The sequence below is a fragment of the Chromobacterium sp. IIBBL 290-4 genome (genome assembly GCF_024207115.1).
Lineage (GTDB): Bacteria > Pseudomonadota > Gammaproteobacteria > Burkholderiales > Chromobacteriaceae > Chromobacterium.
In genome coordinates this window covers 3627854-3652283 of record NZ_CP100128.1, presented here as the reverse complement: position 1 = coordinate 3652283, position 24430 = coordinate 3627854, and the positions used below count along the sequence as shown (strand labels likewise).

Here is a 24430-nt window from a genome sequence, read left to right as displayed (position 1 = left end):
AGTAGTCGCGGGTATGGCCTGATAGGCCAACCGGCGACTTGGCTCCGGCAGCAGGTTACTTCCAACGTTAGGGCTCACGAGGTATCGCTATGACTTGGGCACAAAAGAGCGCCGCGAATCTTCTTCCCCTTAGTGTTGAAAGAGCACAACTTGCCGTTGCACTTCAGGAATGGCTATACACCGGGGATATGTACGACCTCGGAACGCCAATTGAAACGTGCGAATTGTGCAAACACCCCGACATTCGATATCAATTCAAAATAATTAACCGGCACAACGGAAACGAAATACTGGTTGGTTCCGAGTGTATCAACAAGTTCAGAATCTCCGCAATTGATGAACTAGGAAATATTCTGGGGTGTGACGAGTCTCGCCGCCGGGTAAACCGAGATCGCCGCTTTTTGGTTAATGAGGCGAGAAAACGCCACCTTGTTAATACCCTTGTCGCGTTGTCCGCGGTCGAAGAAAATTTCGATATCAACTCTTTCATCTCATACGTTTTGGATCGTGACGCTTTCACACCGAATCAACTGGCGTTACTATTCTGGCGCCTCGATCAACATGAAATCGAATATTCACCAAGAGACTTCAAATTGACTATTCGGCGAGATAGAGAAAAAAATCAGCTTCGCCAAATGGAGGACTGGAAGCTACAAAAGCTTTGGCCCTCCATGTCCACAAGCCAACACACCTGGGTTCGCAAGCATACTAACTTTGAACCCTAACCCTAGATTCTAGACGACTTACACGAAAAGCAGGGCCGTAGGTTGGGCTGAATAAAATGAAGCCCAACGTTTACCGAGCATAAATAGGCATTACCCAACCAACAGGAATTACCAAATGATCCGCGGTAAACGTTGGGCTTCGCAAGCTTAGCCGAACCTACGGCCCCATGCTGTAGAACATGGGTTGGATAAGGCTTGAGCGTGCCTCACTCCGATGCCGGAGCATGACACTATTGAGAAGCGCAAGAAGAGAAAGAGATGCGGTAGTCGCTCACCAATAGACGCGGGTATGGCCTGACAGACCGACCCTGGCAAGGGCCTGCCCATGCATATATGATGCTCAGCATCTAAAATGCTATTAGCATATTGCGTGTTTCGTCCGATTCCAGCCCCAATTTAAGAAACGAACCAGTCATTATCGTAATTATTTTAGCATAAAAATATTGACAACATAGCCCCTATGCAACAAAATTCAACAACTTCCGCTCTGCATTCTTGACTAGTTATAAATTCACCAACATCAGGCATTCTATCACCCCAAAGAAAACACTCCACCCCAATCACATCAGTTATTTATTAACCGGAGCGCCTTACCATGAGCAATATTGAGCCAATTTATAAAAACACTGACTCCCTACTCCCTATTGAAAAACTTATTATCGAGGCAGACGCAGCACTCATAGACAAAAATCGCACCACATCAACAGACAATGATATTAATGAAGCATTAATTGCTGCTGGTGGAATTGGAGTTGGTGGGACAATTGGATTTGCTGGATTATACTACGCAGGGGTAACAGGCTTATCTGCTGCCGGCATAACATCTGCGCTAGCAGCCGCGGGGGGATTAGTCGGAGGTGGGATGGCTGCAGGAATTGCCGTCTTGGCCGCACCGGCTGTTCTTTTGGGTGTAGGCGCATACGCATGGGCAGCTCAACGAAACAAGCAAAAGCTCATTGAGCGAAAAAAAGAGCTTCTTTCAAAATTACTCGATAAATTAAAAAAAATCGATGCGGAGTTGCGTAAATTCTCACCAACCAACGGCGAGAGAATGGAATACCTGGAACGTCTCAAGACTCTTATAAAAGCAGCTATAGCTGACTTAGAGGCTGACATGAAAATTCATGCTTCTTGATAATTTATAAAGAATTACTGCGCAGCAACTGCGCCCTTCTGGCACCACTGCAGACCAGAGCCGTAGGTTGGGCTGAATAAAATGAAGCCCAACGTTTACCTAGCATGAATAGGTATTGCCTAACTCTCAGGCATTAGCACATGATCCGCGGTAAACGTTGGGCTTCGCAAGCTTAGCCCAACCTACGGGACTGGACATCTACGGCCCTGGAAACGGCTGGATTGGCCTTGCCCAACCCGACCTGCAACCCTATTAAAATTAGGCGCGTGGTGGATGAATAAAATTCACGCAATCATATTGTTTATTTTTCTATGCACCATTCTCACCTCCTGCCATAACAATGCACTGGGATACAAAGCATTATCGAAGAACTATAAAACCACTACTGGCCACATTGCGGCAATGAATTGCGCCAATCACGGTGAGTTCTATTACGCATTTTATGTGAACGGGAAAAGATACTCAAACAGAGGGCTTGATCATGGAACAGACTGCGGCGCGCTAAAGGAAGGCGATGAGCTTGATGTTTATTACAACCCGGAGAGTCCATCTATTAATGCAGATATCGACCCAAGCGCTGCATACCGTCAGGAATCTGGATTTTACATCCCAGAATGGTTATGGGTTTTGTTTCCGATCATCATCGCAATTTCACTAGCATTTCTCTTGGCGCTCAAACATGCCGGGAGTGATGACAAAAAAGAGTCCTAGCATCGCCTAGTCGGCGCGCCCTACCGACGCAGCCGCCAACACCCGCTACGCTCTCTGAGACCAAACAAAAGGCTATGTCCCAATAATGTGTTGCAAGGGACGACCCACTGCCTCCTGCAAGCAGTGGCAAGGCTGCATGGTTTGCTGATAGCGCTCCAGCATCCGTCGCCACCCCAGATAGTTTTCAAGGTATTTGGTGGCAACCCCGTGGAATCGAGCCATCCAAAGCTTCAAGCGGCTATGGTAGGCATTCACATGCTGGATATGGAACGCCCCCTCGCGTACCCGCTGTCCCGTCTTGGCATGCACGACTCGATGGGTAATGCCATGCTGCCTGGCAAAGGTCGAGTACACCGCTGCGCCGTCCGAACACAGGATGGCGTCGCTATCCACCAACGGGGCTAAAGCCGCTTCCACATGAGCGCCATTGAGCTTCTTCAACTTGAAGTCCGCTATATGTCCCTCTCGGTCCTGCACCACCATGATGGGAATCTGATCCGGCCCGGTTCCCCGTGTTTGGCTGACGCCACCCCGCTGGCGCGGCGCGCGGGGGAGGCACCGCTGCCCTTTGAATGATTCCAGAATGAAGGTTTCATCTACTTCGACGATGCCTCGGGCTTGCGCCGCCAGATGGTCTGATGCGCGATGCAAGAAGCGATGCCGCCATAGGAAAGCCGTGTTCTTGCTGATGCCGCATGCACGAGCGGCTGCTCGCACGGTCAAGCCATCCTGCAGTGCTTGGGCGTAGCTCAGCCAGCGATCGGCCTTGCGCAATTTGGCTAATGGACTGCCCGACAAGGCATTGCAGGTCCGGTGGCACTGTTTGCAGCGATAACGCCGCAGGCCTCGGCTCCAGCCCCATAACGCCAACTGGTTGGCCTCGGCCTGGCAGTGTGGGCAAGCCGTCAGGTCAGGCAAGGCGTCCTGAATGGCGTCATGGTGAGTGGGATGTTTAAGCGCAGAAGACAGCAAGCTCCTCTGTTTGAGCGTGAGCTGATCCAGTTGGGCAAGAAAACGCTGAAAACTCTGGGCATCCATGGCGCGACTCCCGGTCTGCTACTGTATTCAGCATAGCTCCCAACACGGAATTGGGACATAGCCAAACAAAACGCCGCGCTCCCTCCCCGGATGCGCGGCGTTTTTCATGCCCAGCGATCAGCCGCGCGGCCGCACCAGCTGCCAGGCGCGTCCCAGGTAGGTCACTGCGCCGAACCCGCTCCACACGTGCACCAGCCGGGTGAAGGGAAAGATCACGAACAAGCTCATGCCCATGAACAGGTGCAGCTTGAACACCGGCGAGGCGGAGACGATGAAGTCGGCCGCGTCGCCGCGGAAGGTGACGATGTGCTGCGCCCAGCTCATCAGCAGTACCATTTCGTGACCGTCCAGGTGCTGGGCCGACACGAAGATGGTGCTCAGGCCCAGCAGCAGCGTGGCCAGTATCCACAACAACACCAGCTTGTCGCGCCAGGTGGTGTTGGCCGCCAGCCGGTCGCATAGGAAGCGGCGGTGCAGCAGCAATACGATGCCGATCAGGCACAGGCCACCCATCACACCGCCGGCGCTCATCGCGAACAGCTGCTTGAAACTGTGCGTCACGCCCAGCGCGTCCCACACCGCCAGCGGCGTCAGCAAGCCGGCCAAGTGACCGAAGAACAGGCCGATGATGCCCAGGTGGAACAGAATATTGCCCAAGCGCAACTGGCCGCGGTACAAGAGCTGCGACGACTCGCTCTTCCAGCTGTACTGCTCGCGCTCGAAGCGGATCAGGCTGCCCAGCAGGAAGATGGCCAGCGCGATATAGGGGTAGATGCCGAATACAAATTGATGAAGGTAGCTCATTGCTTTCTCCTGCATGAGGGAGAGCAGGCGGCATCGCCCCTCTCCCCGACCCTCTCCCGCGAGGAGAGAGGGGGATTTAGGTTCTACATGGCGGCCTTGGCCCTGGCCGCAAGCCTTTGGCCTGGCCCGCCCGCTCTCCCTGCCCTTTGCCCGCAAGCAGAGAGTGAGGCTCTGGCGCTAGCGCGCGGCCCGCGCCGGCGGATAAAAGTTCACCGGAGCGATGGCCGGCATGGTCGGCTTCAGCAGCGGCTCCACGCCGTCCGCGCCGGGGCCGAAGGTTTCCAGCATTTCGTCCATGTCGCGGATGGGCGGCGCCTGCAGCGGCTCCGGCTTGACCGGCGACAGCGTCAGCAGCGCGTCGAACAGGCCGGCATACACCGAGCCGGACTCGTTCAGTTTGCCGGAAACGTGGCCGATCACATGCACCGCGTCGGCCAGCAGCCGTTCGGACTCGTCCTTGCCGCACTGCCCCAGAAACTCCAGAAACAGCGGCAGGTAGTCCGGCAGCTCGTTGCACGTCGGCTCAAAGCCGTGCCGGCGGTACTCGGCCAGCAGGTCCACCATGGCCTGGCCGCGGGCGCGGTCCTCGCCGTGGATATGCTCGAACAGATGCAGCGAGTGCGCGGGGTTGTGGTCGAAAGTGATCACGTAGCGTTGCTGGGATTCGATCAGTTCGTCGTTTTCCAGCGCCTGCAGCAAGGGCTCCAGCAGGCTGGCGGTTTGCAGATGCTCGGCCGCCTCGGCGCGGATCTCGTCCACCGCTGCCGTCAGCTCGGCCTCCGGGTAACACAGCAGCGCGGACAGAATGGCGTGGATGCGCATGATGGTCTCCTTAGTTGCCGGCGTTGGACTTGCGGTCGCGCCGCATGTCGTGGAACACGATGGGGGTGGCCTTCTTCTTGCCGAACAGGCTGGCCTCGGACTCGCCGCCGGAACAGCCGTTGCCGAAGCTGAAGCCGCAACTGGCCTTGTCCTCGAAAGCATTTTCCACCATTTCCTTGTGGCTGGACGGAATCACGAAGCGGTCTTCGTAATTGGCGATGGCCATCACCTGGTACATTTCCTCCACCTGGGTGGCGGTCAGATGGGTGCCGGCCAAGGTGGCGGCGTCGCTGACCTTCTCCACGCTCTTCTTGCGCATGTAGCGGCGCATCGCCACCATGGTCTCCAGCGCCTTGGCCACCGGCTCTTCCTTGCCCGCGGTCAGCAGGTTGGCCAGATACTTGATGGGTATGCGCAGGCTCTTCACGTCGGGGATAATGCCGCCCTCGCCTATCAGGCCGCTTTCCATCGCGCTCTGGATCGGCGACAGCGGCGGGATGTACCACACCATGGGCAGCGTCCGGTATTCCGGGTGCAGCGGGAAGGCCACCTTCCACTCCATCGCCATCTTGTACACCGGCGAGCGGCGGGCGGCGTCCAGCCAGCTTTGCGGGATGCCCTGCTTCAGCGCCTCGGCCGCGATGGCCGGATCGTTCGGATCCAGGAACAGATCCAGTTGCGACTGGTACAGGTCCTGCGGACTCTCCACCGCCGCCGCCTCTTCGATCTGGTCGGCGTCGTACAGCAGCACGCCCAGGTAGCGGATGCGGCCGACACAGGTCTCGGAACAGACGGTGGGCTGGCCGGACTCGATGCGCGGGTAGCAGAAGATGCACTTTTCGGCCTTGCCGGACGTCCAGTTGTAGTAGATCTTCTTGTACGGGCAGCCGGACACGCACATCCGCCAGCCGCGGCATTTGTCCTGGTCGATCAGGACGATGCCGTCGTCTTCGCGCTTGTAGATGGAGCCGGACGGGCAGGACGCGACGCAGGCCGGGTTCAGACAGTGCTCGCACAGCCGCGGCAGATACATCATGAAGGTGTTCTCGAAGGCGGAGTACATCTCCTTCTGGATGCCGTCGAACAGCGCGTCCTTGGCCCGCTTGGAGAATTCGCCGCCCAGGTCGTCCTCCCAGTTCGGGCCCCACTCGATCTTGTCCATCTTCTTGCCGGTCAGCACCGACACCGGCCGCGCGGTCGGCGGCGTCTGCATCTTCGGCGCGTTCTGCAGGTGCTCGTAGTCGTAGGTGAACGGCTCGTAGTAGTCGTCGATGGCCGGCAGATTGGGGTTGGCGAAGATATTGGCCAGGATCTTAAGCCGACCGCCCTGGCGCGGCTCCAGCTTGCCGTCGGCGCGGCGCTTCCAGCCGCCCTGCCACTTGTCCTGGTTTTCCCAGTCCTTGGGGTAGCCGATGCCGGGCTTGGTCTCCACATTGTTGAACCAGGCGTACTCGATGCCGTCGCGGCTGGTCCACACGTTCTTGCAGGTGACCGAACAGGTATGGCAGCCGATGCACTTATCCAGATTCAACACCATGCCGATTTGCGCGCGTATTTTCATTGCGTTTCTCCGTAGGGCGGAAGCCTCGCAGAGGCGTTCCGTCCTACTTTGCTGATCAGTATTCGGTAAACGGACTTATTCGGCGGAACGCCCCGTTGGGGCTTCCGCCCTACTCGGCTCATCCATCCAGTCGACTTTGTCCATCTTGCGCACCACGACGAATTCGTCGCGGTTGGCGCCCACCGTGCCGTAGTAGTTGAAGCCCCAGGACAGCTGGGCGTAGCCGCCTATCATGTGGGTGGGCTTGGTCACGGTTCGGGTCACCGAGTTGTGGATGCCGCCGCGCTTGCCGGACACCTCGGCGCCGGGCACGTTCACGATCTTCTCCTGGGCGTGGTACATCAGCGTCATGCCTTCCGGCACCCGCTGCGACACCACCGCGCGGGCGGTCAGCGTGCCGTTGATGTTGAACACCTCGATCCAGTCGTTGTCGACGATGCCGGCTTTTTTAGCGTCGGTCTCGGACAGCCAGACTTGGGGGCCGCCGCGGCTGAGCGTCAGCATGCGCAGATTGTCGGAATAAGTGCTGTGTATGCCCCATTTCTGGTGCGGGGTGATGAAGTTGAGCACCAGCTCGTGATTGCCGTTGCCGTGCTTGCCCAGCACTGCCTGCGTGGTCTTCAAGTCCACCGCCGGCTTGTACACGCACAGGCCTTCGCCGAAGGCGCGCATCCACTGGTGGTCCTGGTAGAACTGCTGGCGGCCGGTCAGCGTGCGCCACGGAATCAGCTCGTGGACATTGGTGTAACCCGCGTTGTAGCTGACTTCCTCGCTCTCCAGGCCGGACCAGGTGGGCGAGGAAATGATCTTGCGCGGCTGCGCCTGCACGTCGCGGAAGCGGATGGTGTCGTGCTCGCGCGGCTTGGCCAGGTGGGTATGGTCGCGGCCGGTGATCCTGGACAGCGCGTCCCAGGCCTTCACCGCCACGTGGCCGTTGGTTTCCGGCGCCAAGGTCAGGATCATTTCCGCCGCGTCGATGGCGGTCTCCAACTTGGGTTGGCCCTTGCCGGCGCCCGATTGCGCCACTTGGTTCAGGCCGCGCAGGATGTCTACCTCATGGGCGGTCTTCCAGCCTATGCCCTTGCCGCCGTTGCCGGCCTTCTCCAGCAGAGGGCCGATGGTGGTGAACTTGTCGTAGATCGCGCCGTAGTCGCGCTCCACCACCGTCATCGCCGGCATGGTCTTGCCCGGCACCGGCTCGCACTCGCCCTTCTTCCAATCCTTGGGATCGAAAGGCTGGCCCAGCTCCTGCGGGGTGTCGTGCATCAGCGGGGTCAGCACCAGGTCCTTTTGCACGCCCAGATAATCCTTGCCGATTGCCGACAGGCTCTTGGCGAAGCCCTTGTAGATTTCCCAGTCGCTCTTGGCCTGCCACAAGGGCTGCACGGCTTCGGACAGCGGGTGGATGAAGGGATGCATGTCCGAGGTGTTGAGGTCGTCCTTCTCATACCAGGTGGCGGTGGGCAGCACGATGTCGCCGTACAGGCAGGTGGTGGACATGCGGAAGTCCAGCACCACCAGCAGGTCCAGCTTGCCCTCGGCCGCCGGACGCACAGTGATCTCGCTGGGCTTGATGCAGTCGTCTTCCGAGCCCAGCACCGCGTTCTGGGTGCCCAGCAGATACTTGAGGAAGTACTCGTGGCCCTTGCCGGAGCTGCCCAGGATATTGGAGCGCCACACGAACATATTGCGCGGGAAGTTTTGCGGGTTGTCCGGATCATTGCAGGCCATGTCCAGCGAGCCGTCCTTCAAACCTTGCACGGCGAAGGCCGCAGGGTCCAGGCCCTGAGCGATGGCGTCCCGGGACAAGTCCAGCGGGTTGCGCGACAGCTGCGGCGCGGACGGCAGCCACCCCATCCGCTCAGCCTTGGCGTTGTAGTCGATCAAGGATAGGCCGGCCATCTTGCCGTCGGCGGTCGGGCACAGTATCTCGCCGACACCCAGTTTTTCATGCCGCCACTGGCTGGTATGCGCGTACCAGAAGCTGGTGCCGTTCATCTGCCGCGCCGGGCGGTTCCAGTCGCCGGCAAAGGCCAGCGGCGCCCAGCCGGTCTGTGGACGCAGCTTTTCCTGGCCCACGTAATGGCACCAGCCGCCGCCGGATTGGCCGATGCAGCCGCACAGCATCAGCATATTGATGATGCCGCGGTAGGTCATGTCCATGTGATACCAGTGATTCAGCGCCGCGCCGACGATGACCATGGACTTGCCCTGGGTCTGGTCGGCGTTTTGCGCGAACTCGCGCGCCACCTGGATCACCAGCTCCGGCTTCACGCCGGTGTGCTTCTGCTGCCAGGCCGGCGTGTACGGCGCGTCGTCCATGTAGTCGACGGCCACATTGCCGCCGCCCAGGCCGCGGTCTATGCCGTAGTTGGCGGCCATCAGGTCGAACACCGTGGCCACCAGCGCGTCTTCGCCGCCAGCCAGCTTGATCTTCTTCACCGGCACATTGCGGGTCAGCAGCTCGTCGTGCTCGGACCCGAAATACGGGAAGCCGACGCCGACCAGCTCATCGCGCGTGTCGATCAAGGACAGGCGGCCCGACACTTCGCGCTCGCCGCCCGCTTTCTGCTCCAGGTTCCACTTGCCGGTCTGGCCTTCGGCCTGGCCCCAGCGGAAGCCGATGGCGCCGTTGGGCGCGACGATGTCGCCGCTGGCCTCGTCGATCAGCAGGGTTTTCCAGTCCGGGTTGTTGTCTTCGCCCAGTTGGCCGTCCAGGTGGGACGCGCGCAGGAAGTAGTCCGGCAGCCAGCGCTCGCCGTCGCGGCGCAGCTTCACCAGCATCGGCATGTCGGTGTAGCGGCGGATATAGTCGCTGAAATAGGCGGACGGCTGGTCTAGATGGAATTCCTTGAAGATCACGTGGCCCATCGCCATCGCCAGCGCGGCGTCGGTGCCCTGCTTGGGCGCCAGCCAGATGTCGCCGAACTTGGCCATTTCGCCGAAGTCGCTGGACACCGCCACCGTCTTGGTGCCCTTGTAGCGCACCTCGGTGTAGAAGTGGGCGTCCGGCGTGCGGGTCATCGGCACATTGGAGCCCCATACCATCAGATAAGTGGAGTTGTACCAGTCGGCAGACTCGGCCACGTCGGTTTGTTCGCCCCAGGTTTGCGGGCTGGCCGGCGGCAAGTCGCAATACCAGTCGTAGAAGGACAGCGGCACGCCGCCGATCAGGCTGAGGTAGCGGCTGCCGGCGGCATACGACACCATGGACATGGCCGGGATCGGCGAGAAGCCGATGATGCGGTCCGGGCCGAAACGCTTGATGGTGTAGGCGTTGGCCGCGGCGACGATCTCGTTGGCCTCGTCCCAGCTGGCCCGCACGAAACCGCCCTGGCCGCGCGCCGACTTGTATTGCTTGGCCAGTTCCGGCGTCTGGCTGATTTTCTCCCAGGCCTCCACCGGACCCAGCGTCTTGCGCGCCTCGCGCCACAGCCGGGCCAGTTCGCCGCGCAGCATCGGGTATTTGACGCGCTGGGCGGAGTACACGTACCAGCTGTAGGAAGCGCCGCGCGGACAGCCGCGCGGTTCGTGGTTGGGCAGGTCGGGACGGGTGCGCGGGTAATCGGTCTGTTGGGTTTCCCAGGTGATCAGGCCGCTCTTCACATACACCTTCCAGCTGCAGGAGCCGGTGCAGTTGACGCCATGGGTGGAGCGGACGATCTTGTCGTGCTGCCAGCGCTGGCGGTACGCGTCTTCCCAGCCGCGGTCTTCGTTCACCACCGCGCCGTGGCCGTCGGCGAAGGTGCTCTTCACCTTGCCGAGGAAATTCAGTCTGTCGAGAAAATGGCTCATCTTGCCTCCATGCGCGCCGGGGAACCCTGCTCCGAGTCGCCGCCGCCCGGCTGCCGGTACTGGTTGCGATAGTCCTTAGCCTACCTTTCACCCGCAAGCGGCCCAATCGGCCAGTCGGGGTGAATCGCGCCTGCAGAGGAAGGGGGCCGGCTAAGCCTTAAGGAGTAGTCCGGAGTAGAACGAAAGCCGGACGTGAAAAAAGCGCCCGCGGGCGCTTTTCATTCCGTCCAACCGTAGGGTGCGATACCCGGCTAGCGCGCTTTCGAAGCCGCCGCCTGCCAGGCGTTCTCAGCAAGGCACTTCCGCGTTCTTGCGCGCGTAATACCAGCCGTTGATCAGCAAGCAGCTCAGATAGAAGGCGATGAACACGTATAACGCTGCGTCCACGCTGCCGGTCAGCTCTATCGATGTGCCATAGCTCTTGGGGATGAAGAAGCCGCCATAGGCGCCTATCGCGCTGGTGAAGCCCAGTACTGCCGCCGCTTCGCGGGTGGCATCCTGCAGCGCCTGCTTTTGCGCGGCCTCGCCAGGACCGGCCATGCGCTGATGCAGCGTCAGGAAAATGGCCGGCACCTGCATGAAGGTGGAGCCGTTGCCGATGCCGGTCAGCGCGAACAAACATAGGAACATCGCGAAGAAACCGACGAAGCTGCCGCTCTGGCCGCCATGCGGCAGGAAGAAGATCACACCCAGCACCGCCAGCGCCATCAAGGCGAACACCGTCTGCGTGACCTTGGCGCCGCCTATCTTGTCCGCCAGCCAGCCGCCGAAGGGACGGGTCAAAGCGCCGACCAAGGGGCCGAGAAAAGCGTAGCGGGTGGGATCGATATCCGGGAACTGGCCCTTCACCAGCAGCGGGAAGCCGGCGGAGAAGCCGATGAAGGAACCGAAGGTGCCCAGGTAAAGCCAGCACATCAGCCAGTTATGCTTGCGGGTGAAGATCACCGCCTGCTCGGAAAACGAGGACTTGGCCGAGGCCAGATCGTTCATGCCAAACCAGGCGGCCAGCGTGGACAGGACGATGAAGGGCACCCAGACGAAGCCGGCGTTCTGCAGCCACATCTGCTTGGCCACCCCGCCCTTGACCCAGGCTTGCGGATCGCCGCCCAGTTGGCCGAACAAGCCCATGGTGATGACGATGGGCACCACCAGCTGCACCAGCGACACGCCCAGATTGCCCAGGCCGGCGTTCAGGCCCAGCGCAGTGCCCTTCTCCGCCTTGGGGAAGAAAAAGCTGATATTGGCCATGCTGGAGCTGAAATTGCCGCCGCCGAAACCGCACAGCAAGGCCAGCGTCACCATGGTGACATAGCTGGTGCTGGGGTCTTGCACTGCGAAACCGATGCCCACCGCCGGAATCAGCAAGCTGGCGGTGGAGATGGCCGTCCATTTGCGGCCGCCGAAGATCGGCACCATGAAGGAATAGAAAATGCGCAAGGTGGCGCCGGACAAGGCCGGCAGCGCCGCCAGCCAGAACAGCTGGTTCTGGGTGTAGCCGAAGCCGATATTGGGCATGTTCAGCACTGCCACGCTCCACACCTGCCAGATCACGAAGGCCAGCGTCAGCGCCGGTATCGAAATCCACAAATTGCGGCGCGCCACCGAGCGCCCCTGCTGCTGCCAGAAGGACGGCGCTTCCGGCTCCCAGTGTTTGATCAGATAAGTCATGACAGTCTCCCGCGCCGCGCTCAGGCGCGCTCGTTGCTCAAGGGAAGGGAAACAGACGGCCGCGCCTCGCGCTTGGCCGCCGATTTGAAGGAAAAATGCATCCACACCAGGCTGACGCAGACCGTGCCATACAGCAGCATGAAGGCGCTGGAACGCACCCCGGTCAGATCCAGCAACGCGCCGAACAGGATGGGCAGCAGGAAACCGCCCAGGCCGCCGGACAAACCCACCACGCCGGACACCGCGCCGATGGAGTCGGGGAATTCATTGGCGATGAACTTGAACACTGAAGCCTTGCCTATCGCCATCGCCACACCCACCAGGAACAGCAGGCCGGTGAACAGATAGACATTGAGGCCGATATGCAGGCTGAACGGCCCGTTGACGGTGGCGACGCGCATTTCGGTCTGCGGATAGGACAACAGGAAGAAGGCCACCCAGCACACCCACATCACCGCCCAGGTGACGGTGTAGGGGCCAAAGCGGTCGGACAGATAGCCGCCCGCCGCGCGCAGCACGCCGCCAGGCAGGGAGAAACAGGCCGCCAGCAAAGCCGCGTGTTTCAAGTCCAGCCCGTACTCGCCGACGTAGTACTTGGTCATCCACAAGGCCAGGGCCACGTATCCGCCAAACACCACCGAGTAATACTGGCAATAGCGCAGCACCGCCGGGTGCTTCATCAGCGCCAGTTGCTGGCGCAGCGTGACGGTGGACGGAACCTTGTGAGAGGGATCGCTGAAGGAGAACAGCCAGAACAGGATGGCGGCGGCCAGCATGATCAGCGCGTAGGCGGTGGGCACGCTCTGCCAGCCCCAGGCGACAATCAGCGCCGGCGCCACCAGCTTGGTCAAGGCGGAGCCGGCGTTGCTGGCGCCGAAGATGCCCATCGCCAAACCCTGCTGCTCCTTGCGGAACCAGCGCGCCACATAGGGCGTGCCGACCGAGAACGAACCGCCGGCCACGCCGACGAACAGCCCGGCCAGCAGAAACTGCCAGTAGGCGCTGGCGAACTGCATCAGATAGATGGGCAGCACGCAGCTGAGCATCAGCGCGAACAGTACCGGGCGGCCGCCGTAACGGTCGGTCCAGATGCCCAGCGGCACGCGGATCAGCGAGCCGGTCAGCACCGGCGTGGCCGCCAGGATGCCGAACTCGGTTTCATTGAGGCCCAGCTGCTGCTTGATCGGGATGCCTAGCACCGCGAACATCATCCAGACCATGAAACAGAGGGTGAAGGCCAGCGTGCTGCTGGCCAGCACGCTGTAACGTTGAAATATCGGGGAGCTCATGGCGCCATACCCATGGAGTGGTCATGGCTGCCACGATAAGCGGCGGCGGCGCGCGCGGATATTCGTCCATAGCAGGACAATCCGCCGGCTGATGGACGAGACGGACTACGCCATTGGCGGGAGGCCCGCTACTCCCAATGGCGTAGCCGCAGCCTGGCTCAGGCCGCGCGCCATTCCGGATGGCTGATCAAGGGCGCGGCCAGATCGGCGGCCAGCGCGTCCAGCAACGACTGCAAGCTCGCCAGCAAGGCGCCGGGCTCGCTCGACGCCGCCGCCTGGCTGCGGCTGAAGCTGCCGCTGGCCAACACCTTGCCGTCGGACACATTCTGCAGCTGCCATACCGCCTCCAGCGCCGCGCCCTGCCCCGGCTTCAGGCTCAAGGCCCGCACATCGACGGCGATGCGCAGATCGCCACCGTCCATGCCCGGCTGTGGATAGGCGTAAACGCTGGCCAGGCCGCTGGCGCGGGAAACCGCCAGGCTGAGCCGCTGCGCCAGCAGGCGATCCAGCGGCGCGCTCCAGCGGTCGAACTCCTGCAACTGCAACTGCCCCTGGCCGAGATCCAGCACCAGCTGCGGCCTATCCAGCGCCGCGGGCAGGATGACCGGGCCCAACAGCACCCGCTTGCCGAACTGCGCCGGCGCCGCCCCTTGAAGCGGCGCATCCAAGCCGTAAAAACGCGACTGCGGCGAAGCGCAACCGGCCAGCGCCGCGCAGGCGGCCGCGGCTAATATCCAATGTTTCATCATGGCTGCGCCTCCTTGCCGCGCACCAGCGCCTCGGGATGGCGGTCCAGATAATCGGCCAGCGCGCGGAAGCTGCGCGCCGTCTCTTTCACCTCTTGCGCCGCCGAGCGCACGTCCTGCTGCAGCGGCGAATCCGCCTTCATCGTCTGCTGCGCGGCGGCCAGCGTCTTTTGCAGCTGCTCCAAGGTTTGCGTCATCTTGGGCAGCGTCTCGCCGTTCACGCCGTCGGACAGCTTTTTCACGCTATCCAGCGTCTGCTGCAGTGACTTCAGCGAGGTATTGGCCTCCTGGCCTATGCTGTCGAACGGTATCGCATCCAGCTTCTTGACGATGCGCTGCAATACCCTTTGCAGTTCCTCCAAATCGCCAGGAATGGTCGGCAGCTCCGGCATGCCTTTGTTGATGACCAGCCTGGCTGGCGGCACATCCCGGAAAAAGTCCAAGGCCACATAGAGCTGGCCGGTGATCAGGCTGCCGGAGCGCAGCTGGGCGCGCATGCCATTGGCCACCAGCGCCTGCGGCGACAGCTTGCCGGTGATGCGCCCGCCGCGCGACAGGCTGTCCAGCCGGCTGGGGTAGGTGCGGATGTCCACCGTCATGTCGAAGTCCTTGCGCTCCGGCACATACTGCACGCCTATCGCCGTCACTTCGCCTATGGTGATGCCGCGGAAATCCACCGGAGCGCCGACGCTGAGGCCGCGGATGGATTGCCGGAAGCGCAGGCGGAAAGGCTGCATCTCGCGGTCCGGATTCTGCAGCGCCTTGTCGCGGGTTTCATGCAGGATGAAATTGCGGTCCGACAAGGGCACGCCGCCGTTGTCGGCCAACGGCGTCTCGAAAGCGATGCCGCCCAGGGCGATGGCCGCCAGCGACTGCGTGTTCACATTCAAGCCGTTGGCGCCGATAGACACATCCACGCCGCTGGCGTGCCAAAAGCGGCTATTGGCCGAGACGAAATGGTCATACGGCGCATTGATGAAAATGCCCACTTTGACGTAGCCGCCCTTGGCGTCGAGCTCGTAACCGACGACCTGCCCCACCGGCACGCGGCGGAAATACACCGGCGAGCCGGTATTCAGCGAGCCCAGATTGTCCGCTCTCAAATAGAAAGTCTGCCCCGGCAGATCGGCGTTGATGATGGGCGGCGTCTCCAGGCCGATGAATTCGCTGCGCCGCGTCTCGCTCTTGCCCACATCCATGCCGATGTACGAACCCGACAACACCGTGCCCAAACCGGTCACGCCGCCGCCCGACACGCGCGGCCGCACCACCCAGAAACGGCTGTCCTCCACCAGATAGTCCGCCGCCTGCTTGCGCAGCTCGGCGGTGGCGATGATGGACTTGCGATCCTCGCTCAAGGCCACGCCGGTGACGTCGCCGATTTCCACATCCTTGTACTTGATGCGGGTCTTGCCAGCCTCTATGCCCTCGGCGCTCTGAAAGGCGATGGTGATCACCGGCCCCTTGGACAAGACGGCATGCACCGCCAGCCAGCCGCCGATCAAGGCCGCCACCATCGGAATCAGCCAGACCAGGGACGGCGCCCAGCGGCGGCGGCGCACCGGCACCGCCTGCGGCAGATTGTCTTCCGGCTTGGCCGGTTCTTGCTCATTGCTCATCGTGTTCCTTCACCGGATCCCAAATCAGCCGCGGATCGAAGCTCATCGCCGCCAGCATGGTCAGCACCACCACGGCGCCGAAAGCGATGGCGCCGGGCCCGGCCTTGATGCTGGCGAGCGACTGCCACTGCACCAGCGCCACCATCAGCGCCACCACGAAAATGTCCAGCATCGACCAGGGGCCGATCACTTCGATCAAACGATACAGCCGCGTGCGTTGCGCCGGCGCCCATTCCCAACGCCACTGCGCGCTGCAAACCAGCAGCAGCAAGGCCAGTATCTTCAACATCGGCACCAGCACGCTGGCGGTGAACACCACCAGCGCCAAGGGCCAGGAGTCATTGTTCCACAGATACACCACGCCGCTCATGATGGTGTCGCGCTGCACGCCGGTCAGCGCCGTGGTTTCCATGATGGGCAGCAGATTGGCCGGAAAATAGCTGATGATCGCCGCCAACAACAAAGCCCAGCAGCGCTGCAAGGCCGCCGGACGGCGCAAATGCAAGGCCGCCTGGCAACGGGGGCAGACGCCGGTCTGCTGCGGCGACAAGCGCACCAGCAGACCGCAGCCGTGGCACAGGCATAAATTCCGCGCGGCGGCGCTGTTCAAGGGGTAGCGCGGCATGACTGATAACGCTCCCATAATTGCGTGGGCCGAAAGCCGCTGGCGCTGCCCGCCAAAGCCACGATCAGGCCGAAAAACGCCCACAAGCCTATGCCCGGATGCACGCTGGCCAGGTGCACCAGCTTCACCAGCGAAACCAGCACGCCCAGCAGGAAGACCTCCACCATGCACCACGGCCGCACTTGGCCGTACAGGCGCATCATGGTCGGAAAACCCGGCGGCGGCCGGCCGCTCAGCAAGGGCAGCTGCAGATAAAGCAGGCTGGCCAATTGCAAGGCCGGCATCACCATGCCGGTGAACAGCACCAATAAAGCCACCTCCGGCATGCCCTGGCCGTGCAGCGCCAGCGCGGTCTGCCACAAGGTGGCGGCATTGCGGTTGCCTGCCATCTCCAGCGTCAGCACCGGGTAGCTGTTGGCCAGCGCAAACAAGATCAGCCCGGCCAGGGCCAGGGCGCAGCTCATTTCCCGCCCGCGGTCCGAACGCTCGTGCAATAAAGCGCCGCAGCGCGGGCAATGCATGCGCACGCAACCCTGCCCGGCAGAAGGCAGCCGGAGCAGCAGGTCGCAATCGTGGCAGGCCGTCAGCCCGCCTTCGCTCACACCGTCCATCGCTGTTTGCGTTCCTCGGTGAAGCTCCACCAAGGGCGCGCCTCGCCCTGGTTGATGTAATGGCAGACCGACATCAACACGTCCAGCACGCAAGGATCTTGCCGCTGGCCGGTCTGGTCGCACAACTGGAGGTATAACAGGCAGGGATCGCGCCCGCGCAGATCCGCCGGAACGGCGATGCCCAGCAGGCGCAAGTCCGCCGCCGTGGCCTTGCCCACATTGGGCAGCTGCAGCAAATCCTGCGCCTGATCGGCGGGCGGACAGCGGGAAGGATGCATATCGGGCGTTCCGAGCATATGACGAGGCTACATCATAAGCGAGGCGCCGCCCGGCACCAAGAGGAAGGCGTTCAGCCGTGCAGCACGTCCCAGCCCAGTTTGCAGATCAGCACGCTGGTCAACATCAGGAACAGCACCCGGACAAAACCGGCGCCGTTCTTCATCGCCAGCCGGGTGCCGACAATCGCGCCGGCCATATTGGCGGCCGCCATCGGCAGCGCGTAGGCGAACAGGATGTGGCCGCCGATGGCGAAAGACAGCAGGGCCGCCACATTGGTGGTCAGGTTCACCACCTTGGCGGCGGCGGAGGCATGCAGAAAGTCGAAGGCGAAAAAACGGATGAACAGGAACATCAGGAAGCTGCCGGTGCCTGGGCCGAACAGGCCATCGTAAAAGCCGATGGCGCCGCCTATCGCCAGGCCGATCAGCATCTCGCGCCGCCCTATTGCCACCGGTTTGTGCAGCTTGCCGAAATCTTTTTTCCACAGCGTGTACGCCGCCATCACGATCAGCAGCGCCAGCACCAGGGGCCGGATGATGTCCTTGCTGATCAGCGACACCACCTGGGCGCCGGCGAAGGAAAACACGAAGGCGGCGACAGTGGCCGGCAGCACCAGCTTCCACGGCAGCTTGACCCGCCGCAGATAGGACCGCGCGGCGGACAAAGTCCCCACCGCCGACGCCAGCTTATTGGTGCCGAAAATAGTGGCCGGCATCACATTAGGCAAGGCGCTAAACAGGCCGGGAATCTGGATCAGCCCGCCGCCGCCCACCGCCGCGTCCACCAGGCCGGCGAAAAACGCGATCACGCACAGAAAACTCAAACTCAATAACATTGGCATTCTCCTTCTCTGCGCATTGTACGGATTGTTCACATTGCATGCTTGCAATGTAATATTGCAGATATCGCAATCATGGAGCCGCCATGAAATCCTTGTGGAGCCTGAGAGTCTTCTGCGCCGTCGTGGAACAGAAAAGCTTCGTCGCCGCCGCGCGGCAATTGGGCACCTCGCCCAGCAGCGCCACCCGCATCCTGCAGACGCTGGAGGAAGAACTGGGCGCCAGCCTGCTGGCGCGCTCCAGCAAACAGGTGCAGCTGACCGCGGCGGGAGAAGCTTATTACCCGACGGCCCGGCAGATGCTGGACCTGCAGCAGCAAGCCGAGGACGAACTGAGCCAGCAAGTCGGCTCGCCGCGCGGCCTGCTGCGCTTTTCCGCGCCGGAAACGCTGGGGCGGGCCTTATTGCCCAAGGTATTGGCCGACCTGGCGGACGAGCACCCCGGCCTGCGCTTCGAGGCGCAGTACAGTGACGCCATTCTGGAGCCCATCCACGACAAGCTGGATTTTTCGATACGCGGCGCCTTCCCCTCTTCCAGCGAGCTGATCGGCTATCCGCTGTGGAACTATCGCCGCCATTTATACGCCAGCCCGCGCTATATCGCGCGGCACGGCGCGCCGCAAACGCCGGACGAGCTGCCGCGCCACCGGGTGTTCATCCACTCCGCGCCGCGCGTGTTGAAAGCGTGGAATTTCGTCTCGCGGGAACGGAGCATCAGCCTGAATCTCAGCGCCTGGCACCGCAGCAACTCCGGCAACGGCGTGCTGGACGCCCTTCGCGCCGGCATGGGCATAGGCCGGCTGGGCGACTGGCTGGCCGAACCGCTCGTCGAGCAAGGCGAGCTCGTCAGGCTGCGTCCGGACTACCGCATTGTTTCCAGCCGCGGCGACGATCCGCAGATGCATGCCGTCTTCGCCAGCCGCGACATCCCGCGCAAGGCCAGGCTGCTGCTGGAGGCGCTGCGGCTAGAAGCCCGCGCGCGCGGATTCGGCCAATACGCCGCCCAATGAAAAAGCCCCGCGCTTGCGGGGCTTCTAGCTTCCAACGATGCAGGGAGCTTAATTGCTGTTGTCGTTCAGCGACTGTTTGCCTGGGACAACCGGGTACTTCTGGCGCAGCGCCTGCAGATAGCCGACCAACTGGCCGTTGGCCGTCATTTCATTCAGCATGCCGCCCAATTGAGCGCGGTCCGCCTCGCTCAAAGCCGGCGCCGGAATGACCTTGCCCACGCGGTAGACCACGTACTCGCCCGTATCGTGGCGCACGCCGGCATAGCCCGGCAGCTTGGCGCCGGACACGGCGAAGGCTGCGCGCATATCGGCAGGCGGCAGGCTAGGCGCGCGGCGGGACACCGTCAGGTTCGGGCCCCATTGCAAGCCTTCCACGCTCTTGCCGGCCTTCAGATCGGCCAGAACCGCCTGGCCCTTCTTGTCGGCCAGCTTGGCGCCGTCGCGGGCGATCAGCTCGGACTTGATCTGGGCGCTCACCTCGGCGATGGCTTGCTGATGCTCCGGCTGGTGCTCGGCGACGCGCGCCACCACCAGGCGGCCGCCGCCCACGTCCACCACTTCGCTATTGTGCTTTTTCTTCAGCACGTCATCGCTGAACGCGGCGGCCAGCAGCCTGGCATTGCCCAGCAGCGGGTCTTGCGAGGGCTGGTTGCGGACGATCCAGTCGGAGTGCTTCACTTCCAGCTTCAGCGCATCCACCACGCCCTTCAGCGAATCAGCCTGCTGATAGGAGATTTCGTTCAGCTTGTCGGACTCGGCGCGGAACAGCCCGGCGGCTTTCTGCTTCTGCAGCTTGTCGACGATCACGCTCTTGACGTCGTCCAGGCTCTGCGCCTTGACCTCGTCCAGGCGAATGATGTGGAAGCCGTATTCGGTTTCCACCACTTCGCTGATCTGGCCCGGCTTCATGCGGAACACCACGTCGTCAAACTGCTTAACCATCATGCCATGGCCGAAGAAGCCCAGATCGCCGCCCTTCTCGGCCGAGCCCGGATCTTGCGACTTGGCCTTGGCCAGCTCGGCGAACTTGGCCGGATTGGCGCGCGCTTCCTTCAGGATGGCTTCCGCCTCGGCGCGGACCTTGGCCTTCTGCTCCGGCTTGGCGTCCTTGGCTACCGCCAGCAGGATGTGCGAGGCGCGGCGCTGTTCACCGGCCAGATCGCCCTTGTGCTGGTCGTAATATTTCTGGATTTCGGCGTCGCTGACCTTCACGCCCTGCGCCACGGCGTCTTGCGACAGCACCACGTAATCGAGCTTGATCTGCTCGGCGGTGCGGAAGCGCTTGGCGTTGGCGTCGTAGTAGGCCTTGATCGCGGCGTCGTCGGTCTTCACCTCGGCGGCGAAGTCGGACGGCTTGATCACCAGCGGCTGCAGTTCGCGGCCTTCGCCCAGCAGGCTGGCGATGCGGCCGACAACGGCATTGGGCACGAACTGGGTGCCGGCCACGGCGGTCAACTGGCTGCGCACCAACAGGTCCTGGCTGATCTCGGTTTCGAAAGCCTCGGCCGACGGGTAACGGTTCTTCAGGAACTCGCTATAGCGTTCGGCGCTGAACTTGCCGTTTTCCTGAAACAGCGGGATGGCGGCGATGAATTTCTGCAACTGCGCGGGACTGACCGCGGCGCCATGGTCGCGGGCGTCGGCCAGCACCAGTTCGCGGCGGATCATTTCCTGAAGCATGGCCTGGCGGGTTGCCGGGTCGCTAGGCTTGCCTTCCAGCGCGCGATCCAGGTCGCGCTTGTAGATTTTGGCGTTGCCCACCTTGACCAGATAGGGATCGTCCGTGGCGCTGGAATAGCTGCTGACGCCAAAGCCCACAAAAGTCAGGGCCACGGCGCCCAGGATCACTTGAATGACGGTTTTGTTGTTCTGGACAAACTCGAACATGACGATAGGCTGAAAGCCACCCCTGTTAAAAAAAAAGGTGAACGGGCCAAGCCGGTTCACCTTCTCTTAATCTATTCTGGCGGAGCGGACGGGACTCGAACCCGCGACCCCCGGCGTGACAGGCCGGTATTCTAACCAACTGAACTACCGCTCCGAACTTTTGGTGGGCGTTGACGGAGTCGAACCGCCGACATTCTGCTTGTAAGGCAGACGCTCTACCAACTGAGCTAAACGCCCTGCTCGCTTGCCGGATGGATTAAAAATCCGCCCGGCAAGAGCAGCTGATTATAGCGCGTCTTTCAGCGCCTTGCCAGCGCGGAACTTCGGAGAACGGGCTGCCGGGATCTTGATGGTTTCGCCGGTCTTGGGATTGCGGCCGCTGCGCTCGGCGCGCTCGCCCACGTAGAAGGTGCCGAAGCCCACCAGCGTTACGGTGTCGCCCTTCTTCAGCGCGTCGGTTACGGCGGCTACCATGCCGTCCAGGGCCTTGGCAGCAGCTGCCTTGGAAATGTCAGCCTCAGCGGCGATGGCGTCAATCAGTTCAGACTTGTTCACGTAAGTCCCCTTTCGTCGTTCTCGGTCTACGTAATTCGGATAAAAACGCTTGCTTTATAGCAAGGCGGAAATCCTTGTGTCAAGCGGCTTCCACGGGTGTTTTGCTAATTCGCAAGCACATCCGGAAGCCGCGCGCGCTGCATTTATGCACGGCTCCGGTAACGCCATGATTCTTAATGCTTCAAAACCGGCATACTGCCCGCCGACTCCTGAGCCGGAGGAAGATCGGATGATTGTTCTTCCTGCGACAATTCTTCGGGTTGACGCTCCAGCGCCAACGCCAACACCTCATCAATCCACTTGACAGGGTGGATTTCCAGCTTCTGCTTGATGTTGGCCGGAATCTCCGCCAAGTCCTTTTCGTTCCCTTTGGGGATCAGCACGTGGCGGATGCCGCCGCGATGCGCCGCCAACAACTTTTCCTTCAAACCGCCGATAGGCAGCACCTCGCCGCGCAGCGTGATCTCGCCGGTCATCGCCACATCGGCCCGCACCGGAATGCTGGTCAGCACCGACACAATGGCCGTTGTCATCGCGATGCCCGCGCTCGGGCCATCCTTGGGCGTCGCGCCTTCCGGCACGTGGATGTGCATATCGCTCTTCTCGTAGAAGTCCGGCTTGATGCCCAGGCTTCTCGCGCGGCTGCGCACCACGCTCATCGCCGCCGTGATCGATTCCTGCATCACCTCGCCCAACTGGCCGGTGCGCACGATATTGCCCTTGCCCGGCAGCGACACGGCCTCGATGGTCAGCAATTCGCCGCCCACCTCGGTCCACGCCAGACCGGTCACCTGGCCGATGCGGTTCTCTTCCTCGGCCAGGCCGTAGTCGAAGCGGCGCACGCCCAGGTACTTGTCCAGATTCTTGGCGGAAACCGTCACCTTGGCGCCCCTGCCCGGTTTGAGCAGGGAGGCCGTCACCACCTTGCGGCAGATCTTGGCGACTTCGCGGTCCAGGCTGCGCACGCCGGCTTCGCGGGTGTAGTAGCGGACGATGTCGCGCAGCGCCGATTCCTGCACCGCCAGCTCGCCCTCCTTCACGCCGTTGGCTTCCATTTGCTTGGGCAGCAGGTACTTCTGGGCGATGTTGACTTTCTCGTCCTCGGTATAGCCGGAAAGACGAATGATTTCCATCCGGTCCAACAACGCAGGCGGGATGTTCAGCGAGTTGGCCGTCGCCACGAACATCACGTCGGACAGGTCATATTCGACCTCGGCGTAATGATCGATGAAGGCGTGGTTCTGCTCCGGATCCAGCACCTCCAGCAAGGCGGAAGACGGGTCGCCGCGGAAATCGGCCCCCAGCTTGTCCACCTCGTCCAGCAGGAACAGCGGGTTCTTGACGCCGACCTTGGTCATGTTCTGCAGCACCTTGCCCGGCATGGAGCCGATATAGGTGCGGCGATGGCCGCGGATTTCGGACTCGTCGCGGACGCCGCCCAGCGCCATGCGCACGAACTTGCGGTTGGTGGCGCGGGCGATGGACTGGCCCAGCGAGGTCTTGCCCACGCCCGGAGGCCCAACCAGGCACAGAATCGGCGCCTTCAGGCGATCGACGCGCTGCTGCACCGCCAGGTACTCCAGAATGCGTTCCTTGACCTTCTCCAGGCCGAAGTGATCCTCGTCCAGCACTTCGTCGGCCTTGGCCACGTCCTTGCTGATCTTGGTCTTCTTTTTCCACGGCAGGTCGAGCAGCGTGTCGATGTAGTTGCGCACCACCGTGGCCTCGGCCGACATCGGCGACATCATCTTCAGCTTCTTCAGCTCGGACAGGGCCTTTTCGCGGCCTTCCTTGCTCATGCCGGCGGCCTTGATGCGGCGTTCCAGCTCGTCGTGGTCGCTGGCCTCGTCCATCTCGCCCAGCTCTTTCTGGATGGCCTTGACCTGCTCGTTCAGGTAGTACTCGCGCTGGCTCTTTTCCATCTGGCGCTTGACGCGGCCGCGGATGCGCTTTTCCACCTGCAGGATGTCGATCTCGCCTTCCAGCTGCGACATCAGATGCTCAAGGCGGGTCTGCACGTCGAACATCTCCAGCACTTCCTGCTTCTGCTCCAGCTTCAGCGGCAAGTGGGCGATGATGCTGTCGGCCATGCGGCCAGCGCGGTCTATGCCGGCCAGCGAGTTCAGCACTTCCGGCGGGATCTTCTTGTTCAGTTTGACGTATTGCTCGAACTGGGCGAGCAAGGCGCGGCGCATCGCCTCGGTCTCATTGGACTCTTCCAGCTCGCTGGACAGCGGCGAGAACTCGGCCACAAAGCAGCCGTCCTCTTCGCCCACCGTCTTGATGGTGGCGCGCTGACGGCCTTCCACCAGCACTTTGACGGTGCCGTCCGGCAGCTTGAGCATTTGCAGCACGGCTGCGACCGTGCCCACGCTGTACAGATCCTCGGCCGAAGGCTCGTCCTTGGAGGCGGAGCGCTGGGCCACCAGCAGGATCTGCTTGCCTTCGTCCATCGCCAGTTCCAGCGCACGGATCGATTTGGCCCGTCCCACAAACAGCGGGATGACCATATGGGGGAAGACCACCACGTCGCGCAGCGGCAATAGCGGCAGCGAGGTGTCTTCTAGAATTTCTGCGGGTTGCGGCATATCACCTAACCTTAGCTTGAAAACGATGCTAGTAAAATGGGGCGCTTGTGCTGAATATCAACACCCCATACTAAATCAGATTAGCAACCAGACAAATAAAAAAACCGCCCTGCCGGGCGGTTTG

General features: G+C 61.7%; 20 protein-coding genes and 2 tRNA genes. 4 read left to right on the top strand and 18 right to left on the bottom strand.

The genetic code is table 11. From position 1 onward, the window contains the following. Nucleotides 1–89 precede the first annotated feature (89 nt). The 3 genes from NKT35_RS17065 to NKT35_RS17055 all read left to right on the top strand — a co-directional run bounded on the left by NKT35_RS17065 (nucleotide 90) and on the right by NKT35_RS17055 (nucleotide 2571). Nucleotides 90–725, top strand: a complete 636-nt coding sequence (locus NKT35_RS17065) for a hypothetical protein (protein ID WP_254295185.1) — start codon at nucleotides 90–92, stop codon at nucleotides 723–725. Between the two features lie 595 nt (nucleotides 726–1320). Further along, on the top strand, nucleotides 1321–1860 hold the full coding sequence (locus NKT35_RS17060) for a hypothetical protein (RefSeq protein ID WP_254295183.1): 540 nt from the start codon (nucleotides 1321–1323) through the stop codon (nucleotides 1858–1860). Nucleotides 1861–2133: 273 nt separating this feature from the next. Continuing rightward, a complete protein-coding gene (locus tag NKT35_RS17055; protein WP_254295181.1) occupies nucleotides 2134–2571 on the top strand; it encodes a DUF3592 domain-containing protein in 438 nt (145 codons plus the stop codon). Nucleotides 2572–2643: 72 nt separating this feature from the next. On the opposite strand, the gene NKT35_RS17050 is transcribed toward NKT35_RS17055, so the two are convergent. From NKT35_RS17050 to NKT35_RS16990, 13 genes are all read right to left on the bottom strand, one after another. After that, a complete protein-coding gene (locus tag NKT35_RS17050; RefSeq protein ID WP_254293992.1) occupies nucleotides 2644–3609 on the bottom strand; it encodes an IS1595 family transposase in 966 nt (321 codons plus the stop codon). Nucleotides 3610–3726: 117 nt separating this feature from the next. Beyond that, nucleotides 3727–4413, bottom strand: coding sequence for a respiratory nitrate reductase subunit gamma (narI, locus tag NKT35_RS17045; RefSeq protein WP_254295173.1), 687 nt, complete (start codon nucleotides 4411–4413; stop codon nucleotides 3727–3729). Between the two features lie 177 nt (nucleotides 4414–4590). Then, complete coding sequence (narJ, locus tag NKT35_RS17040; protein ID WP_254295171.1) at nucleotides 4591–5235, bottom strand: nitrate reductase molybdenum cofactor assembly chaperone; 645 nt, start codon at nucleotides 5233–5235, stop codon at nucleotides 4591–4593. A 10-nt stretch (nucleotides 5236–5245) separates the two neighbouring features. Beyond that, nucleotides 5246–6796: a nitrate reductase subunit beta gene (narH, locus tag NKT35_RS17035; RefSeq protein ID WP_254295169.1), complete on the bottom strand. Its 1551-nt coding sequence runs from the start codon at nucleotides 6794–6796 to the stop codon at nucleotides 5246–5248. A gap of 75 nt (nucleotides 6797–6871) precedes the next feature. After that, entirely contained in the window at nucleotides 6872–10591 is a 3720-nt protein-coding gene (locus NKT35_RS17030; RefSeq protein WP_254295167.1) for a nitrate reductase subunit alpha, read from the bottom strand. A gap of 288 nt (nucleotides 10592–10879) precedes the next feature. After that, the gene (locus tag NKT35_RS17025) at nucleotides 10880–12259 is read right to left on the bottom strand and encodes a NarK family nitrate/nitrite MFS transporter (protein WP_254295165.1); all 1380 of its coding nucleotides are present in this window, start codon (nucleotides 12257–12259) and stop codon (nucleotides 10880–10882) included. Between the two features lie 20 nt (nucleotides 12260–12279). Then, nucleotides 12280–13548 (bottom strand): MFS transporter, encoded by a 1269-nt coding sequence (locus NKT35_RS17020; protein WP_254295163.1) that lies wholly within the window; start codon nucleotides 13546–13548, stop codon nucleotides 12280–12282. 158 nt (nucleotides 13549–13706) lie between these two features. Then, nucleotides 13707–14297 (bottom strand): PqiC family protein, encoded by a 591-nt coding sequence (locus NKT35_RS17015; RefSeq protein ID WP_254295162.1) that lies wholly within the window; start codon nucleotides 14295–14297, stop codon nucleotides 13707–13709. Beyond that, nucleotides 14294–15913, bottom strand: a complete 1620-nt coding sequence (locus NKT35_RS17010) for a PqiB family protein (RefSeq protein ID WP_254295159.1) — start codon at nucleotides 15911–15913, stop codon at nucleotides 14294–14296. Before NKT35_RS17010 ends, NKT35_RS17015 begins: the two co-directional genes overlap by 4 nt. Further along, nucleotides 15903–16538 (bottom strand): paraquat-inducible protein A, encoded by a 636-nt coding sequence (locus NKT35_RS17005; RefSeq protein WP_254295153.1) that lies wholly within the window; start codon nucleotides 16536–16538, stop codon nucleotides 15903–15905. Before NKT35_RS17005 ends, NKT35_RS17010 begins: the two co-directional genes overlap by 11 nt. Further along, nucleotides 16520–17149 (bottom strand): paraquat-inducible protein A, encoded by a 630-nt coding sequence (locus tag NKT35_RS17000; RefSeq protein ID WP_254295151.1) that lies wholly within the window; start codon nucleotides 17147–17149, stop codon nucleotides 16520–16522. Before NKT35_RS17000 ends, NKT35_RS17005 begins: the two co-directional genes overlap by 19 nt. After that, entirely contained in the window at nucleotides 17137–17427 is a 291-nt protein-coding gene (locus NKT35_RS16995) for a helix-hairpin-helix domain-containing protein (protein ID WP_254295149.1), read from the bottom strand. The genes NKT35_RS17000 and NKT35_RS16995 overlap by 13 nt, the downstream gene beginning before the upstream one ends. Before the next feature lie 71 nt (nucleotides 17428–17498). Next, nucleotides 17499–18263: a sulfite exporter TauE/SafE family protein gene (locus NKT35_RS16990; protein WP_254295148.1), complete on the bottom strand. Its 765-nt coding sequence runs from the start codon at nucleotides 18261–18263 to the stop codon at nucleotides 17499–17501. 89 nt (nucleotides 18264–18352) lie between these two features. Here NKT35_RS16990 and NKT35_RS16985 point away from each other — a divergent pair, with 89 nt between their 5' ends. Beyond that, nucleotides 18353–19276, top strand: a complete 924-nt coding sequence (locus tag NKT35_RS16985) for a LysR family transcriptional regulator (protein WP_254295146.1) — start codon at nucleotides 18353–18355, stop codon at nucleotides 19274–19276. Nucleotides 19277–19324: 48 nt separating this feature from the next. Here NKT35_RS16985 and NKT35_RS16980 read toward each other — a convergent pair whose 3' ends face one another. The 5 genes from NKT35_RS16980 to lon form a co-directional block, all read right to left on the bottom strand. Next, nucleotides 19325–21163 carry a SurA N-terminal domain-containing protein gene (locus NKT35_RS16980; RefSeq protein ID WP_254295144.1) on the bottom strand — a complete coding sequence of 613 codons (1839 nt, stop codon included), beginning with the start codon at nucleotides 21161–21163 and terminating at the stop codon, nucleotides 19325–19327. A 77-nt stretch (nucleotides 21164–21240) separates the two neighbouring features. Then, nucleotides 21241–21317 (bottom strand) — tRNA-Asp (locus NKT35_RS16975). Between the two features lie 7 nt (nucleotides 21318–21324). Further along, a tRNA-Val gene (locus NKT35_RS16970) sits at nucleotides 21325–21400 on the bottom strand. Between the two features lie 48 nt (nucleotides 21401–21448). Continuing rightward, nucleotides 21449–21718 carry an HU family DNA-binding protein gene (locus tag NKT35_RS16965; protein ID WP_043572292.1) on the bottom strand — a complete coding sequence of 90 codons (270 nt, stop codon included), beginning with the start codon at nucleotides 21716–21718 and terminating at the stop codon, nucleotides 21449–21451. A gap of 173 nt (nucleotides 21719–21891) precedes the next feature. Continuing rightward, complete coding sequence (gene lon, locus NKT35_RS16960) at nucleotides 21892–24306, bottom strand: endopeptidase La (protein ID WP_254295142.1); 2415 nt, start codon at nucleotides 24304–24306, stop codon at nucleotides 21892–21894. Between the last annotated feature and the right edge of the window lie 124 nt (nucleotides 24307–24430).